This is a genomic window from Streptomyces sp. NPDC030995, assembly GCF_055571215.1.
The window spans coordinates 84,928-99,162 of sequence record NZ_JBVIFS010000006.1 but is presented as its reverse complement, the minus strand read 5'-3'; the positions used below and the strand labels follow the sequence as shown (position 1 = coordinate 99,162).

The following is a 14,235-nucleotide window of genomic DNA, read 5'->3' as shown; positions in this document are numbered from 1 at the left end:
GCGCACACGCTCGATACTCTTGACTCCATGACGTCGCACCAGAACACCCAGACGATGAAGCCCGCGACCGCGGCGAAGAAGCTGGGCGTGTACCTCGAGGCCACCCCCGCTGAGTTCCAGGAGGGTGTCGTCTCGCGCAGCGAATTGAGTGCGCTCCAGGCCGACCCGCCCCAGTGGCTGCAGGACCTGCGCCGCAACGGCCCGCACCCCCGGCCGGTGGTCGCGTCCAAGCTGGGCGTCTCCATCGCGGGCCTGGCCCGTGGCGGAGTCACGGAACCCCTCACCACCGAGCAGATCGAAGCGCTGAAGCAGGAGTCTCCCGAGTGGCTGCAGCGGGAGCGCGCCACCCAGGCCGAGGTCCGGAAGGAAACGGTCCGGATCAAGGAGAAGAACGCGGAGCGGGCCGAGAAGGCCCGCGACGAGCGTTCCTGACCCGCGGTTCCGACTTCCGTCAGGCCCGGCATCCCCTCGGGGAGGCCGGGCCTGACGCCTTTCCCCGCCGGGCTCATCCTGCTTGCCGGTCAGGGCTCAGCCCGAGCCCGACCGGTCAGCAGGATCTTCAGGGCCCGGTCGAGTCGCGCCTGTCTGGTCTCCGGAGTGAGTGCCTGGAGCAGCGGCAGCATCACCTGGTAGCGGCCGGTCTTGTCGAGCGCCTCGAAGGCCGCACCCGCTTCGGGGTCGGCTTCCAGGGCCGCCGCCAGATCGGGCGGCACGGTCGCCGTCTTCTGCGACTCGTAGGCGCGCGCCCACCGCCCGTCCTCCTGCGCCTTGCGCACCTCGGCCAGCCCGGGTTCGCGCATCCGCCCGGCGGCCGTCAGCGCCGCGACCTTGTCCACGTTCACCTGCGACCACAGGCTCTTCGGTCGCCGCGGCACGTACTTCTGCAGGTAGTATCGCTCGTCGAGCGAGCGCCGCTGCCCGGAGATCCAGCCGTAGCACAGCCCGATGTCGACCAGCTCGTCATCGGTGACGCTCGCGATGCCGGACTTCTTCTTCGCAAGTTTGATCCACACGCCCTCGTGTCGCGTGTGGTGCTCCGCGAGCCAGCCCTCGAACGCCGCGGCGTCCGCGAAGCCGACGATCTCCACCCCGCCCAGTTCGTCCATGGCGCTCAGGCTATCGCCGCACACCGGTGCCTCAGGCGGCCGCGGCCCCCGGTCGGGGCTCGTCCCGCAGGGCACGGGACGTGGCGGCGCGAGAGCGGAACAGCCCGTCCACCGCGAAGGCGCCGGGTCCGGTGAACACCAGCAGCAGGAAGGCCCAGCAGAACATCGCGGAAGCCTCGCCGCCGTTCTGCAGGGGCCAGAGCGCGTGGGGCTGGTGCACGGTGAAGTACGCGTACGCCATCGAGCCGGAGGCGGCGAACGCGGCGGCGCGGGTGCCGAGCCCCAGCAGGATCAGCGCGCCGGCGAGGAGCTGGATGGCGGCGGCGTACCAACCCGGCCAGACGCCGACCGCGACCGTGCCGCCGCCGCGCACGCCGCCGAGGACCCCGAACAGGGAGGCGGCGCCGTGGCAGGCGAAGAGAAGTCCCGTGACGATGCGGAACAGGCCGAGGGCATAGGGCCGGGCATGGTCGAGACGTGAGGTCATGGGGGGAGACTCCTTCGGCGGGGGACGGGTCCCGAAGCAGTGCCGAGTCCTCGAGCGCGCGCGAGCCGTAGGCGCGGGTGGGCCCCACCGGCCCGGCAAGCGCGACTTCCGGCCACCGGCCGACGCTACCCCGCCGAACGGCAGGCGGCGTCGACGGCGCGCGGAGTTCCCCTCCTCGGCGGCGGCCGACGGCCCGAGGGCCGGGCGGCCGTGCTCGCGCGAGGATCGCGACCCGCCGGCCCGCTCCCCTGTGGCGGGCCGGCAGGTCCGCGTCTCACCCCGAGCCTAGAACCGGACCGCATCCCCGCATGTGCATCGCGCGCAGACTCCGTTGATCTTGCGTGCAGAGAGTTTGGGAGGCCCGGACACGCAACTCCCGAGGACTGATGCCGTACGCCTCGCGAAAGGCGCGGCTGAAGACGGCGGCGTTGGTGAAACCCCAGCGGGCGGCGATCGAGTGCACGGGCCGGGAGGACAGCTCCGGGCGGACCAGGTCGGCGCGGCAGCCCTCCAGACGGCGCCGCCGGATGGAAGCCGCGACGCTCTCCGCCTGCCCCTGGAACAGCAGGTGAAGTCGGCGCAGGGAGATGTGGTGCCGGGCGGCGATGGCCTGCGGGGTCAGCTCCGTACTCCCGAGGTTGTCCTCGATGAAGGCGTTGATCCGCTCCCGCAGGGCCTGGTCGCGGACCTCGCCGGACAGGTCCTCGTACGCGTCGACGTGCTGGGCGAGGCAGGCGGTGGCCAGATCGAGCGCGACCGTGCCCAGCCGCGCCAGCTCCTGGGGCCCGCACTCGCCGGCGTGCTCCGCCAGCGAGCCGAGGAACCGGCTGAGGACCGCCCCCATCCCGCGCTCGCCCGGGATCCGCCGGGCGAGCAGCCGGTCCACCTTGTCGACGGGCAGCGGCAGCACGGCCTTGGGGAGTTGGAGGATGACGGCGTGCACCAGGTCGCCCTCCTCCCGGGCGCCGGCCTCGTACGGGTGCGTGGTGTCCCAGAGCATCATGTCGCCGGTGACCAGCCCGGAGTCGTTGCGGCGCTGCGACAGCCACATGGGACTGCCGGTCACCAGCCCCAACTGGTACTGCTCCGGGTCGCTCTGCCTGATGAGCGCGGCGGTGCGCCGCGAGCGCAGCGGGGAGTACGAGAAGGTCGACACCTGCACGGATCCGCCCAGGCTCAGCACGGAGGCCTCGGCGCGGAAGGCCTCCGGGTCACCGATGCTGATCGACGTGGGTGCCAGCGCGCGGGCGACCATGTCGGAGAACCACTCGAACCTGTCCCCGGCCGGCAAGGCGGCTGAGGACATCGACGACCACATCTTCAAAGGCTCCCTGAACAGCAACGGCTTTTTGGACATCGGCCGTACGGCGAACGGCGGTGCGACGGTACGGCGAACGGCGGTGCGACGTACGGCGAACGGCGGTACGGCGTACGGCGGTGCAGGAGACGCCCACCGCCACCTGCGAGGTTCCCGCGCGCAGCCGGTCGGCGCCGTCCGCTGGCGGCCCGCGCACCGGTGCGGTCCGCTGGAGGGGTGAGCATTCTCCCCGGCCGCGGCTGGTGGGCCGGACTGCCGCCCGCGGCGGGAGCCGCCGTCATGGCCGCCGGCATCATCTCCGTCGGCCTGCACCTGACCGGGCGCGAGGCGCTGTCGCTGGCCGCGCTCGCCGTCTCCGCCGCGCTGTGGCTCGTACTCGCCGCCGATTTCACGGCCCGGCTGCTGGGCGACCGCGGGCGGTTCCGCGCCGAGGCCGACACCCCGGCCGCGCTGACGGCCGTCGCCGCCACCACCGTGATCGGGGCCCGGCTCTGCGCGCTCGGCTGGCAGAGCGCCGCCGCCGCGCTGCTCGCACTGGCCGCGGCGCTCTGGCCCGGCCTGCTGTTCAACGTCGTACGGCACTGGCGGCGGCGCATGCCCGGCGCGGCGTTCCTCGCCTGTGTGGCCACGCAGGGGCTCGCCGTGCTCGCGGCCGTCCTCGCCGCCGCCGGCCACCCCGACTGGCTGGCCCGGGCGGCGCTGGCCGCCTTCTGCCTCGGGCTGCTGCTCCACGCGGCGGCCTTCCTGCGCTTCGACCTGCGCGAGGTGGTGGGCGGCCGGGGCGACCACTGGGTGGCGGGCGGGGCGCTCGCCATCTCCGCCCTGGCCGGATCCAAGCTCACGGCATCCCCCGTATGGACCGGTTCGGCGCACACGGCCCTGCGTACCGTCACGCTCGTGGCGCTCGCGTCCTCCCTCGCCTGGTACGCGGTCCTGCTCACCGCCGAGTTCCGCCACCCCCGGCCGCGCTACGACATCCGGCGCTGGGCCACCGTCTTCCCCCTCGGCATGACCGCCGCCGCCTGCCTCTCCGTGGCGGACCCGGCGGGCATCGCCTGGCTGTTCCCGCTGGGCGAGGTCCCCCTCTGGATCGCCGTGGCCGCCTGGCTGCTGACCTTCACCGCGCTGGTCGCCTCCCACCTCACGGCCCAGTAGGGTCGCGCCATGGCATACACGTTCCAGGTGACCATCGACTCGAACGAACCGCACTCCCTCGCCGACTGGTGGGCCGACGCCCTGGGTTGGGAAGTGGAGCCGAGCGACGAGCAGTTCATCCGCAGCATGATCGAAGCCGGTCGCGCGAGTGAGGCCGACACCACCACCCACCGCGGCACCCTCGTCTGGAAGGCGGGCGCAGGGATCCGCCACCCGGAGGGCCTGGAACGCGCGCCCCGCATCCTCTTCCAGTTCGTCCCGGAGCCGAAGACGGTCAAGAACCGCGTCCACCTCGACGTCCGCACCGGCTCCGACGACCCGCACACCGTGGTCGAACGACTCATCGCCAAGGGCGCCAAGCACCTGCACGAGGGCGCCCAGGGCCCCTACACGTGGACGACACTCGCCGACCCCGAGGGCAACGAGCTCTGCATCACCCCCTAGGGGGTGTCTTGTCGGTCAGGCCGGGTCAGGGAGCGACGCCTGCCACGCACGCTCGCCGCGTTGTCGTCACTCGCCGACGTCCCCCAGCTACCGCTGGGAGGTGCCCCCACCGCGTCGACTCCCTCCTCCGCCTTGCGATCGCACGCGTCAGACGCCGCTCCCTGACCCGGCCTGACCGACAAGACACCCCCCAGCCCCCTACGCTTCGTCCCGTGAACGTCATCCTCTTCGGCGCGACCGGCATGCTCGGCCGGGCCGTCCTGCGCGAATGCCTGCGTGACGACTCCGTCGACAGCGTCCTGGCCATCGGACGCACCCCGCTCGGCGTCAGCCACCCCAAGCTGCGCGAGCGCGTCCAGGACGACCCGTCCGACCTGTCCAAGGCGGGCGTCGACCCGGCCGCGTACGACGCCTGCTTCTTCTGCCTCGGGGTCTCCTCCGTCGGCATGGAGGAGGAGGCGTACCGGCGCGTCACCCACGACCTGACGCTCGCGGTGGCCCGTCCGCTGGCCGCCGCCAATCCCGGACTGACCTTCGTCTACGTATCGGGCGAGGGCACGGACAGCAGCGAGCGGGGCCGCCTCATGTGGGCCCGGGTCAAGGGGAAGACGGAGAACGACCTGCTGGAACTGCCCTTCCGGGCGTTCATGTTCCGTCCCGGGATCGTCCAGCCGGTGCCCGGCGTGCCCTCCAAGACCCGGCTCTACCGCGCGCTCTACGCGGTCACCGCACCGCTGGTCCCGCTGCTGAGGCGGGTCGCGCCGAACCTCGTCATCACCTCCGAGGCCTTCGGCCGTGCCATGATCGCGGTCGCCACCCCCGGCACCGAGATCCCCGGCCACATCCTGCGGCCCGCGGACATCAACCGCCTGGGCAACGCCGGGACCAGGCATAATTGAGTACCGGGCACTGCCTCCCGCACGTGAGAATGAGCCATCTCAAACCGGGAGGACCCCATGAGCCAGGAGACCCTGACTCTGCATGACCTGGTGCCCGCGCAGGCGCTGGCCGACTCGATCGACGCCGGGTACGTGACCCGCAAGTCGCACCCCGAATTGCCGCTGTCCATCTACACGTACAGCCGGACGGCCCAGTACGAGCGCGTCTGGAACGAGGTCACCACACGCTGTCGTGGGCTGGTCGCCGACGACAACACGGGCGCGATCGTCGCGCTGCCGCTGCCGAAGTTCTTCAACGTCGGCGAGCACGAGTCGGGTCAGCCGTACGCTCCCGCCCTCCCGGACGAGCCGTTCGAGGTGTACGACAAGGTCGACGGCAGCCTCGCGGTGGTCTTCCACTACGCGGGCCGCTGGCGGGTCGCCTCCAAGGGCTCCTTCATCAGCGCCCAGGCGACCTGGGCGCAGCGCCGGCTCGACGGCCGGGACACCGCGGCCCTGCGCCCGGGCACCACCTACCTCGCCGAGATCCTGTACCCGCAGAACCGCATCGTCGTCGACTACGGCGACCGCCGGGACCTCGTCCTCCTCGCGGCCTTCGGCACGGACGGCACGGAGGTCCCGCTTGCGGAGGCCGCGTCCCACTGGGAGGGGATCGGTTCCGTCGTCACCGTGTGGCCCGCCATGCCCCTCGACGAGCTGATCGCGCTCACCGAGTCCAACACCCTGCCCGGCGGCGCCGCCACGACGGGGACCCAGGCGGAGGGCTTCGTGCTGAGGTTCGCCTCCGGCGTGCGCGCGAAGGCGAAGCTGTCCGAGTACGTACGGCTCCACAAGGTGCTCACCGGCGTCACCGAGCGGGACGTCTGGCGCGCCCACGGCATCCAGCGGTTCGCCGGCCTGCCCGCCAAGCAGCTCGCGCAGAGCCTGAACTGCGCGCTCGCGGATGTCGAAGCGGCGGGCGGCAAGCCGCTCGACGCGCTCCTGGAGCAGGTGCCCGACGAGTTCGACCTCTGGGTGCGCGAGGTGATCGCGCGTCTGGAGGACGAGGCCGCGCGGCACGAGCGTGCGATCGACGAGGCCTACGCGGGCCTCGCACACCTGGCCGCCGACCGAGGCGCCTTCGCCCGCGCCGTCAAGGAACTGGACGACCGGGGTGTCCGCCCCGCGATGTTCATGCGGCTCGACGGCAGGCCGACCGAACTCACCACCTGGCGCCAGGTACGGCCGGAGACGGCCGACCCCTACGCCACCGACGAGGAGAAGGACGCAGTGCCCGAAGCAGTGCGCCCGCCCGCGCGCACGCCCGTACCCCCTCCCGCGCGCACGCCCGCATCCCCTTCCGTGCCCGCGGCCGCCCCTCGCGTTCCCGCACCGGCAGCCCGCCTCACGGCGGACTGCGAGGCGCAGGAGCCCGCGCTGCCCGTCGTGCACGTCATGACGGGTCTGCCGGCCTCCGGCAAGACGACCGCGGCCCGCGCCCTCCAGGCGCGGTCCGGCGGCCGGATGCGCCGCGTCAACCTCGATGACCTGCGGAGCATGCTCGACCTGCCGGACCCGGAGCGGGGCCGCAGCTTCGCGCACGAGCAGACGGTGCTGGCGATCCAGGACGCGGCGGTCCGCGCGGCGGTCGACGGCGGCTTCGACGTGGTCGTCGACAACACCCACCTGACCAAGAACATCCCCAAGCGGCTCAAGGCCGCCGTGGGCGGTCTCGCGACCTTCGTCGTGCACGACTTCACCGATGTCCCGCTGGAGGAGTGCCTGCGCCGGGACGCCGCCCGGGAGCGTCAGGTCGGCGAGGAGATCATCCGCGTGCTGGCCGAGAAGCACCGAAACGCCCGCAAGGGCGGCTGGCGGCTGACGTCGGAGTGGATGAACGGCGGATCCGGCACGGCCGCCGTGCCACAGGTGACGCAGTACGTCCCCGATCCGGCGCTGCCCGCCGCGGTCATGTGCGACATCGACGGCACGCTCGCGCTGACCGGCGACCGGGGGCCGTACGACTTCTCGCGCTGCGAGCTCGACCTGCTCAACGAGCCGGTCCGGCACGCGCTGGACGCCTTCCGGCGCGCCGACGGCGACACGATCGTCCTGCTGTCGGGGCGGAGCGAGGAGCACCGGCCGCAGACCGAGTCCTGGCTGGCGCGCCACGAAGTGCCGTACGACGAGCTGTGGATGCGCGCGGCGGGCGACACGCGCCGTGACGACGTGGTGAAGGCGGAGCTGTTCGACGCGCACGTGCGGCACCGGTACGCGGTACGGGTCTCGCTCGACGACCGGGACCGGGTGGTCGCGATCTGGCGCCGGATGGGCCTGCCCACCTGGCAGGTCAACTACGGGGACTTCTAGCCACCGTGGCGACCGTCCTGATCGTGGACGCGGCGAACGTCGTCGGCTCGGTGCCGGACGGCTGGTGGCGCGACCGGCGGGGCGCCGCCGAGCGGCTGCGCGACCGACTGGCCGAGCGGAGCGGGGCCTTCGACGAGGAGGAGATCATCCTCGTCGTCGAAGGCGCCGCCCGGGGCGTCGAGTCCGTTCCCGGGGTACGGGTGGACCCGGCGCCTGGGAGCGGGGACGACCGGATCGTGGAGCTGGCCGCGGCGTACGCCGAGCGCGACTGCGTCGTGGTCACGGCCGACCGCGAACTGCGGACACGGGTCCGGGCGTACGGCGCGCGGTGCGTGGGGCCGCGGACCGTACGCCCGGTGGACTGACGCCCCGGTGGACTGACGGCCCGGTCAGTGGCAGTACCGCACCTCGGAGAGGTTCTTGACGTAGCGGGCGGAGACCCAGCGCTCCTTCTCGTACGACGCCGCACGGTCGGGCCGGCCGGTGCCGTTCTCCCACGAGCCGTTCTTCTCGGCCAGGCGGTACCAGATGCGGTTCCCGTCCACGTTCTCGCCGTACTTCTTGCACTTGATCTCGACCTTGCTGTGCGGGTACACGTGGCCGAGGCTCTGCGAGTGGGTGGTCGGCTTGCTGCGGACCTTCAGCGGGCCCTTGGAGACGACCTTGCCGATGGCGTGCCGCTGCTCCGGGTACTCGCCCGGCTCCGTGGGCCAGGGCCCGTCGCCGACGATGATCTCGCGCGGCGGCGTCTCCTGCACCGGGCCCTCGTCCGCGACGGCGGCGCCCGCTGCGGCCAGACCGAGAACCAGGCTTCCGGTGGCGAGAGCGAGGATGGTTCTGGTGGGCTTCAGCATGAGCCGGCTCCTCTACTGCGAAGACATCCGCCCGGCCGCATCTCGCGCCCGGGGCGGCAACCGGGCGGTCGCCACGGACGAACTATGTCGAGGGAGGACTCCTTCGCTCCGGTGGCTCACCGCCCATTAGCCCGATATGACCAATCTGTCCAGTCGGGATGCGGGGGCTCGGGACGCGTCGGCCGTGCCCGCCCCCGAACGGGCACGGCCGCGCAGCGGGGCCCCGGGGGGACAGGGCCGATGCCGGCCGGTGGACCGGCGGAGCAGAATCTACGCGCGGACGACTTCCGGACGCGCCCATCCACGGGTTGAGATCCGCCTACCCCTTTGGGTGGCGGCCCTATACAACCAGGGGGGTAAAACAAGGGGGTTGACGTGCACTTGGGCATACATCCGGAGGCGGTCCGGCTCCGCGCCGTGCCACCGGTCGTCGGGGAGACCGTGGACGACGGCAGCGGCCGCGCCCCGGCGCGTACGGCGGCGCCCGCGGGCACCGCCGCACCGAGAGCGGCCGGTCAGGGCTTGATCGACAGGCGCGGTCGGGCGACGATCCATCACGGTACGGTGACCGCCGGGCCCGCCCCCGAGGGCGGCTTCGAGGTCAGCCCGCGGGTTCCCGTGCCCCGAGCGGGAGGGGATGACGCGGATGCCGTCCGTACTCGTCGTCGATGACCAGTTCCTGATCCGGTCCGGACTGATCGCCCTGCTGACCGCCGCACCGGGGTACGAGGTCGTCGGCGAGGCCGCCGACGGCGAGGAGGCCGTCCGGCTCGCCGCCGAAACCCGGCCCGACGTCATCCTCATGGACATCCGGATGCCCGGCACGGACGGCATCGCCGCCACCGAGCGGATCCTCGCCGGACGGCAGGACCCCGCGGACGCCGGGCCCAAGGTGCTCGTCCTCACCACCTTCGACTCCGACGAGCACGTCCTGGGCGCGCTCCGGGTCGGCGCCAGCGGCTTCCTCGTCAAGGACACCCCGCCCGAGCGGCTGCTCGCCGCCATCACCACCGTGCACGCCGGCGAGATGCTGTTCAGCCCCCGGGCCCTGCGCGGGCTCATCGACACGTACGCCGCCCGGGTCCCGGTCCGCGCCCCCCACCCCGGCCTGGACACCCTGACCCCGCGCGAACGCGAGGTGCTCGCCCTGGTCGGCGCCGGGCTGTCCAACGCCGATATCGCCGGGCAGCTCGTCCTCAGCGCCGCCACCGTCAAGACGCACGTCCACCGCTGCATGAGCAAGCTGGCGCTGTCCAGCCGCGCCCAGGCCGTGGTCGTGGCCCACGAGTTCGGCTTCGCCGCCCGCATGCCCTGATCCCCGGGGATCGCCGGGGCGGGTGCGCGGTCCTCCGGATGCGGGCGGCGGCGGGCCGGGCCACAGTGGTGGCCATGGGAATCGAAGACTACGGCGGCGGCCCCGGAGCACAGCAGACCGGCGTCCTCGTCGTCACGACCAACGACGTCCCCGGCTACCGGGTCGAACAGGTCATCGGGGAGGTCTTCGGCCTGACCGTGCGCTCCCGCCACCTGGGCAGCCAGATCGGCGCGGGCCTGAAGTCGATGGTCGGCGGCGAGCTCAAAGGCCTCACCAAGACCCTGGTGGAGACCCGCAACCAGGCGATGGACCGGCTCATCGAGCAGGCGAAGGCGCGGGGCGCCAACGCCGTGCTGATGATGCGCTTCGACGTCACCGCCGCCGCCGACGTCGGGACCGAGGTGTGCGCGTACGGGACGGCCGTGGTCCTGGTCCCCGCCTCCACCTGATCCACTCCGGCACTTCTCGTCCGCACTCTCCCGCGCACTCTCCGGCACCTCCCGACCACGTAAATCCAGGACGGCGCTCCGCGCGGACGGCGCGCATGATCTCTTCCATCCGCTTGAGGTGGGCCTCAGCGTTGCGCATTGGCCCGTGCGTTCGGGTGTGCGCGGGTGGTCTACAACGACGCCCTTCGGGCCCGTGAGACCGCCCGCGCGGGCGGTGGGGCGTTCCCGAAGAGCGGGGATCTGTCAAAGCTGGGAGTGCGGTGCTTGCGGGGCCGTCCTCGACCGGGACATCAACGCGGCGGTCAACGTCGCGAAGGCCGCCGGACTGGCGGCGTCAGCCTGTCGAGCGCGGGTAAGACCGGGACTCGTCCCGGCACAGCGCGGAGAAGCAGGAACCCACCGAGACGGTCAGCCGACCGTGGTAGGAATTCCCGCCCTTCAGGGCGGGGAGCGGAAGTCAAACCCCCACCGTGACCTCGACCCCGTCCGCCTCCGGTGTGGACTACGCGCTCGCCTTCTCCGGAGTGACCGTCAGGCCCCGTATCTCGGTGGCCGGTTCGACCGTCGAGTTCAAGGTCACGGCGATCGAGGACACCGCCGCCCTGCGCGTACGCAGCCTCGCAACGTCGACGCATTCTGGGGCCCCTTCGCCTCCGGCGGCGCGGGCGGCTCGGCCACCGACCCCCGCACGCACATCGCCCAGCACAACGCCCCGTACACGCAGGCCGGCTGGAACGGGAAGCTGGTCGACGACGTGATCAGAGGACATCTGCGGATTGTGATCCACAAGGCCGGGCGGCCTCAAGAGGAGGCGGCCGCCCGGTTGGTACGGGGCGTACGCGCGGGCGTGGCGGGCGGTTCGGGCGCCGGCCGGGGTGTTGCGGGCGCCGACTGAGCTGCTTCGGGCGTTGGCCCGGGTGTTTCGGGCGTGGGCCGGGCCTCCTCGTGCGTCCGGCCCGGCCGCAGGCCCACCGCCAGCCCCGCGATCACCACCACCAGGCCCAGCCACACCGCGGGCCCCGGGACCCCGCTGCCCGTGAGGACCCCCGCGGCGGCCGCGGCCAGCGGCGCGATGCCCGTCAGCAGTCCCGCCCGGCCCGAGCCCACCTTCGCCACCGTGCGGTACCAGAGCAGGAAGGCCACGGCCGTCACCATCACGGCGAGGTATCCGGCCGCCGCCCACTGGGTGCCGCCGAGCGACGCCAGGTCGGCGGGGCGCTCGAAGACGACCGTGAGCACCGCCAGCATCAGCGCCCCCAGCCACACCGCGTGCACGGACACCCCCCACGCGCCGTGCCGGCGCAGCACCGGCACGGCGAGGAGCGTGAACGCGGCCTCGCAGCCCAGCGCGAGCGCCGCCCAGCCCACCCCGGCGGCGTCCGTCCGGCCCGTCCCCTCGACCAGCACCGCCCCGGCCACCACGACCGGAGCCGCCAGCAGCACCTGCCGACTCGGCCGCCGCCCCTCCAGGAAGGGCCCGATCAGCCCCAGCAGAATCGGTACGGATGCCACCGCGACCGCGATGACGGCCGGTTCGGCATGCGCGACCCCGCGGACGACGGCCACGTTGAACAGCACCAGCCCGGTCGCCGCGATCCCCGCCAGCCACAGCCACTCCCGGCCGCGCGGCCGCAGGATCGGCACCCGGGCGGCCCGGGCCAGGGCGAGCAGGAGCAGCGCGGCGGCCGCGTACCGGACGGCCTGCACGGCGAACAGCGGGGCGTCGACGAGGGAACGGGAGACGGTGACACTGCTGCCGACCAGCGCCATCCCGGCGATACCGGGGGCCAGGTCCCGCAAGGCGGTGGAAGTTGTCTTCATACCGACCAGCCTGGGACCACAATGGTCCCATGAGCAGGTCCAATGAAGGCGGTATCGAGGGGACCAAAAGCCCGGGCGGCTCGGACTTCCTCCAGCTCGACGCCGGCGAGGCCCCGGCCGGCGGCCGCACCGACTGGCTGGCCGCCCGGCTCCGCGACGCGATCACCGACGGCCGGCTGCCGGTCGGCAGCCGGCTTCCGGCGAGCCGCGTCCTCGCCGCCGAACTGGGCGTCTCCCGGGGGCTCGTCACCGAGGCCTACCAGCGGCTGGCGGAGACCGGCCAGGTCTGCGGCCGCGGCCGCGGCGGCACCGTCGTCGTCGCCGCGCCGCCCCCGACGGCCGGGCCCGTCACGGCCACTGCCCCCGCCCCCGCACGCGGCGGGCTCGTCGACGCCCTGCGCGCCGAACCCTGCCGGATCGACCTCTCGCCCGGGGTGCCCGACCTCACCGCCTTCCCGCGTACGGCCTGGCTCCAGGCCGAGCGCCGGGTCCTCGCCGCACTCACACCGGCCGACTTCGGCTACGGGAACCCGCAGGGCGCGCCCGCGCTGCGCGAGGCGGTCGTCGGCTGGCTGGCCCGCAACCGGGGCATCCGCGCCGACCCCGGCGAGGTGGTGATCGTCGCGGGCGTCGCCCAGGCCCTGGGGCTGCTGGCGCAGGTCCTGCGGGAGGAGGGCGTACGCCGGGTCGCGGTGGAGGACCCCGGCTCGCTCGGGGCCCGGCAGCAGTTGGAGTACGGACGGTTGGAGACGGTTCCCGTACGGGTGGACGGGGCCGGGCTGGACGTGGTCGAGCTGCGGGCGAGCGGGGCCGGGGCCGTGCTGCTCACCCCGGCGCACCAGTTCCCGACCGGGGTCGTGCTCGACGGCGAGCGCCGCCGGCAGCTGCTCGGCTGGGCGGCCGCCGGGGGACTGGTCATCGAGGACGACTACGACGCCGAGCACCGCTACGACCGGGCCCCCGTCCCCGCGCTGCGCGCCCTGCTGCCCGAGGGCGTCTGCTACGCCGGGAGCGTGTCCAAGCTCCTCGCCCCCGCGCTGCGGCTGGGCTGGCTGCTGGTCCCGCCGCGACTGCGCGACCCCGTGATCGCCGCCAAGCGCTACGCCGACCTCGGCAATCCGGTCCTCGCACAGCTGGTCCTCGCCCGGCTGATGGACTCGGGCGAGCTGGAGCGGCACCTGCGCTTCGTGCGCCGCCGCCACCGGCGCCGCCGCGATGCCATGCTCCGGGCCGTCGCGGAGCGGCTGCCGGGGGCCCGGGTGCACGGCGCGGCGGCCGGCCTGCACCTGATGGTGACCTTCGACGGCGCCGGCTTCGACGACACGGCCCTGGCCTCGGCCGCCCTGGCCCTGGGGGTCAAGACCCACCCGCTCTCCTGGCACCGCCTCCGGCCCGGCCCTCCCGGCCTGATCCTCGGCTACGCGGCGGGCTCGGCCGGCGAGATCGAGGAGGGCATCGCCCTCCTCGGCACGGCCTTGAAGGGGCTGTCCGAGACCGGACGGAAAGTTTTTCCGTAACGGCGGCAACCTCCCGGGGGGTCGCGCGTCGTGCGGGGGTGAAGGGCGTAGTCCCGCGTCCTCGACCCGACCGTGGAGAACCACCGTGAAGAACCTGAAGCGTGTCCCCCTGGCCCTCCGCCGGACGGCGGTCACCGCTGCCGCCGCCGGTGCGGCCCTCGCTCTCGCCGGACCGGCCTGCGCCGCGAGCGGCAGCTCGGCCGCGCCCTCCCCCTCGGTCAGCGTCCCGGCGAGCGCCACTCCGTCCCCGTCGGTGAGCGTTCCGGGCGGATCCGCGCCCTCCCCGTCGGTCAGCCTCCCGCCGAAGGGCGCGGCTCCCAGCGCCTCCCCGACCCCGGGGACGGACGCCAAGCCGAGCGCGGCCCCCTCCGCGGCGCCCTCCGCGTCCGCCGCCGCACCCGAGCTCGCGCATACTGGCTCCTCCGCGACCACCATGGCCATGGGCGCGGGGGCCACCGGCCTGGTCCTCGCCGGCGCCGGAGCCCTGTACGCCGTGCGGCGCCGCACCAACAGCTGAGGAA

Annotated in this window: 17 protein-coding genes and 1 pseudogene; 13 read left to right on the top strand and 5 right to left on the bottom strand. The window is 73.5% G+C overall.

The window, feature by feature from the left end:
- Positions 1–27 precede the first annotated feature (27 nt).
- Positions 28–432, top strand: a complete 405-nt coding sequence (locus ACZ45T_RS12405; protein WP_468440245.1) for a DUF5997 family protein — start codon at positions 28–30, stop codon at positions 430–432.
- Between the two features lie 89 nt (positions 433–521).
- On the opposite strand, the gene ACZ45T_RS12400 is transcribed toward ACZ45T_RS12405, so the two are convergent.
- The 3 genes from ACZ45T_RS12400 to ACZ45T_RS12390 all read right to left on the bottom strand — a co-directional run bounded on the left by ACZ45T_RS12400 (position 522) and on the right by ACZ45T_RS12390 (position 2,848).
- Positions 522–1,106, bottom strand: coding sequence for a YdeI/OmpD-associated family protein (locus ACZ45T_RS12400; protein WP_468440243.1), 585 nt, complete (start codon positions 1,104–1,106; stop codon positions 522–524).
- 31 nt (positions 1,107–1,137) lie between these two features.
- A complete protein-coding gene (locus tag ACZ45T_RS12395; RefSeq protein WP_468440241.1) occupies positions 1,138–1,593 on the bottom strand; it encodes a DoxX family protein in 456 nt (151 codons plus the stop codon).
- A 274-nt stretch (positions 1,594–1,867) separates the two neighbouring features.
- Entirely contained in the window at positions 1,868–2,848 is a 981-nt protein-coding gene (locus ACZ45T_RS12390; RefSeq protein WP_468440239.1) for an AraC-like ligand-binding domain-containing protein, read from the bottom strand.
- Here ACZ45T_RS12390 and ACZ45T_RS12385 point away from each other — a divergent pair.
- The 6 genes from ACZ45T_RS12385 to ACZ45T_RS12360 all read left to right on the top strand — a co-directional run bounded on the left by ACZ45T_RS12385 (position 2,823) and on the right by ACZ45T_RS12360 (position 8,123).
- Positions 2,823–3,131, top strand: coding sequence for a hypothetical protein (locus ACZ45T_RS12385; protein WP_468440237.1), 309 nt, complete (start codon positions 2,823–2,825; stop codon positions 3,129–3,131). The two genes, ACZ45T_RS12390 and ACZ45T_RS12385, sit on opposite strands and share 26 nt — an antisense overlap.
- On the top strand, positions 3,128–4,066 hold the full coding sequence (locus ACZ45T_RS12380) for an SLAC1 family transporter (protein WP_468440235.1): 939 nt from the start codon (positions 3,128–3,130) through the stop codon (positions 4,064–4,066). The genes ACZ45T_RS12385 and ACZ45T_RS12380 overlap by 4 nt, the downstream gene beginning before the upstream one ends.
- 9 nt (positions 4,067–4,075) lie before the next feature.
- Entirely contained in the window at positions 4,076–4,510 is a 435-nt protein-coding gene (locus ACZ45T_RS12375) for a VOC family protein (protein ID WP_468440233.1), read from the top strand.
- A 212-nt stretch (positions 4,511–4,722) separates the two neighbouring features.
- On the top strand, positions 4,723–5,409 hold the full coding sequence (locus ACZ45T_RS12370; protein ID WP_468440231.1) for a Rossmann-fold NAD(P)-binding domain-containing protein: 687 nt from the start codon (positions 4,723–4,725) through the stop codon (positions 5,407–5,409).
- Between the two features lie 57 nt (positions 5,410–5,466).
- On the top strand, positions 5,467–7,758 hold the full coding sequence (locus ACZ45T_RS12365; RefSeq protein WP_468440229.1) for a phosphatase domain-containing protein: 2,292 nt from the start codon (positions 5,467–5,469) through the stop codon (positions 7,756–7,758).
- A gap of 5 nt (positions 7,759–7,763) precedes the next feature.
- The gene (locus tag ACZ45T_RS12360; protein ID WP_468440227.1) at positions 7,764–8,123 is read left to right on the top strand and encodes an NYN domain-containing protein; all 360 of its coding nucleotides are present in this window, start codon (positions 7,764–7,766) and stop codon (positions 8,121–8,123) included.
- A 24-nt stretch (positions 8,124–8,147) separates the two neighbouring features.
- Here the strand turns inward: ACZ45T_RS12360 and ACZ45T_RS12355 are convergent, their stop codons facing one another.
- Complete coding sequence (locus ACZ45T_RS12355) at positions 8,148–8,612, bottom strand: SH3 domain-containing protein (RefSeq protein ID WP_468440226.1); 465 nt, start codon at positions 8,610–8,612, stop codon at positions 8,148–8,150.
- 646 nt (positions 8,613–9,258) lie between these two features.
- Here ACZ45T_RS12355 and ACZ45T_RS12350 point away from each other — a divergent pair.
- From ACZ45T_RS12350 to ACZ45T_RS12335, 4 genes and pseudogenes are all read left to right on the top strand, one after another.
- The gene (locus tag ACZ45T_RS12350) at positions 9,259–9,927 is read left to right on the top strand and encodes a response regulator (protein WP_468440225.1); all 669 of its coding nucleotides are present in this window, start codon (positions 9,259–9,261) and stop codon (positions 9,925–9,927) included.
- Between the two features lie 74 nt (positions 9,928–10,001).
- Positions 10,002–10,376, top strand: a complete 375-nt coding sequence (locus ACZ45T_RS12345; protein ID WP_468440223.1) for a YbjQ family protein — start codon at positions 10,002–10,004, stop codon at positions 10,374–10,376.
- Between the two features lie 138 nt (positions 10,377–10,514).
- Positions 10,515–10,850 (top strand): helix-turn-helix domain-containing protein, encoded by a 336-nt coding sequence (locus tag ACZ45T_RS12340; RefSeq protein ID WP_468440221.1) that lies wholly within the window; start codon positions 10,515–10,517, stop codon positions 10,848–10,850.
- Between the two features lie 151 nt (positions 10,851–11,001).
- Positions 11,002–11,142 (top strand): annotated as a pseudogene (locus ACZ45T_RS12335) (hypothetical protein); the annotation flags it as partial.
- A gap of 35 nt (positions 11,143–11,177) precedes the next feature.
- On the opposite strand, the gene ACZ45T_RS12330 reads toward ACZ45T_RS12335, so the two are convergent.
- A complete protein-coding gene (locus ACZ45T_RS12330) occupies positions 11,178–12,197 on the bottom strand; it encodes a DMT family transporter (protein ID WP_468440219.1) in 1,020 nt (339 codons plus the stop codon).
- A 29-nt stretch (positions 12,198–12,226) separates the two neighbouring features.
- Here ACZ45T_RS12330 and pdxR point away from each other — a divergent pair, with 29 nt between their 5' ends.
- Positions 12,227–13,714 carry a MocR-like pyridoxine biosynthesis transcription factor PdxR gene (gene pdxR / locus ACZ45T_RS12325; protein WP_468440217.1) on the top strand — a complete coding sequence of 496 codons (1,488 nt, stop codon included), beginning with the start codon at positions 12,227–12,229 and terminating at the stop codon, positions 13,712–13,714.
- A gap of 85 nt (positions 13,715–13,799) precedes the next feature.
- On the top strand, positions 13,800–14,231 hold the full coding sequence (locus ACZ45T_RS12320; protein WP_468440215.1) for an LPXTG cell wall anchor domain-containing protein: 432 nt from the start codon (positions 13,800–13,802) through the stop codon (positions 14,229–14,231).
- The last annotated feature ends 4 nt before the right edge of the window (positions 14,232–14,235 follow it).

What these genes read in the sequence shown, in the direction of transcription:
- ACZ45T_RS12405 (WP_468440245.1), top strand. Translation starts at nt 28, where the DNA reads ATGACGTCGCACCAGAACACCCAGACGATGAAGCCCGCGACCGCGGCG.
- ACZ45T_RS12400 (WP_468440243.1), bottom strand. Translation starts at nt 1,106, where the DNA reads ATGGACGAACTGGGCGGGGTGGAGATCGTCGGCTTCGCGGACGCCGCG.
- ACZ45T_RS12395 (WP_468440241.1), bottom strand. Translation starts at nt 1,593, where the DNA reads ATGACCTCACGTCTCGACCATGCCCGGCCCTATGCCCTCGGCCTGTTC.
- ACZ45T_RS12390 (WP_468440239.1), bottom strand. Translation starts at nt 2,848, where the DNA reads ATGGTCGCCCGCGCGCTGGCACCCACGTCGATCAGCATCGGTGACCCG.
- ACZ45T_RS12375 (WP_468440233.1), top strand. Translation starts at nt 4,076, where the DNA reads ATGGCATACACGTTCCAGGTGACCATCGACTCGAACGAACCGCACTCC.
- ACZ45T_RS12365 (WP_468440229.1), top strand. Translation starts at nt 5,467, where the DNA reads ATGAGCCAGGAGACCCTGACTCTGCATGACCTGGTGCCCGCGCAGGCG.
- ACZ45T_RS12355 (WP_468440226.1), bottom strand. Translation starts at nt 8,612, where the DNA reads ATGCTGAAGCCCACCAGAACCATCCTCGCTCTCGCCACCGGAAGCCTG.
- ACZ45T_RS12350 (WP_468440225.1), top strand. Translation starts at nt 9,259, where the DNA reads ATGCCGTCCGTACTCGTCGTCGATGACCAGTTCCTGATCCGGTCCGGA.
- ACZ45T_RS12345 (WP_468440223.1), top strand. Translation starts at nt 10,002, where the DNA reads ATGGGAATCGAAGACTACGGCGGCGGCCCCGGAGCACAGCAGACCGGC.
- ACZ45T_RS12330 (WP_468440219.1), bottom strand. Translation starts at nt 12,197, where the DNA reads ATGAAGACAACTTCCACCGCCTTGCGGGACCTGGCCCCCGGTATCGCC.
- pdxR (WP_468440217.1), top strand. Translation starts at nt 12,227, where the DNA reads ATGAGCAGGTCCAATGAAGGCGGTATCGAGGGGACCAAAAGCCCGGGC.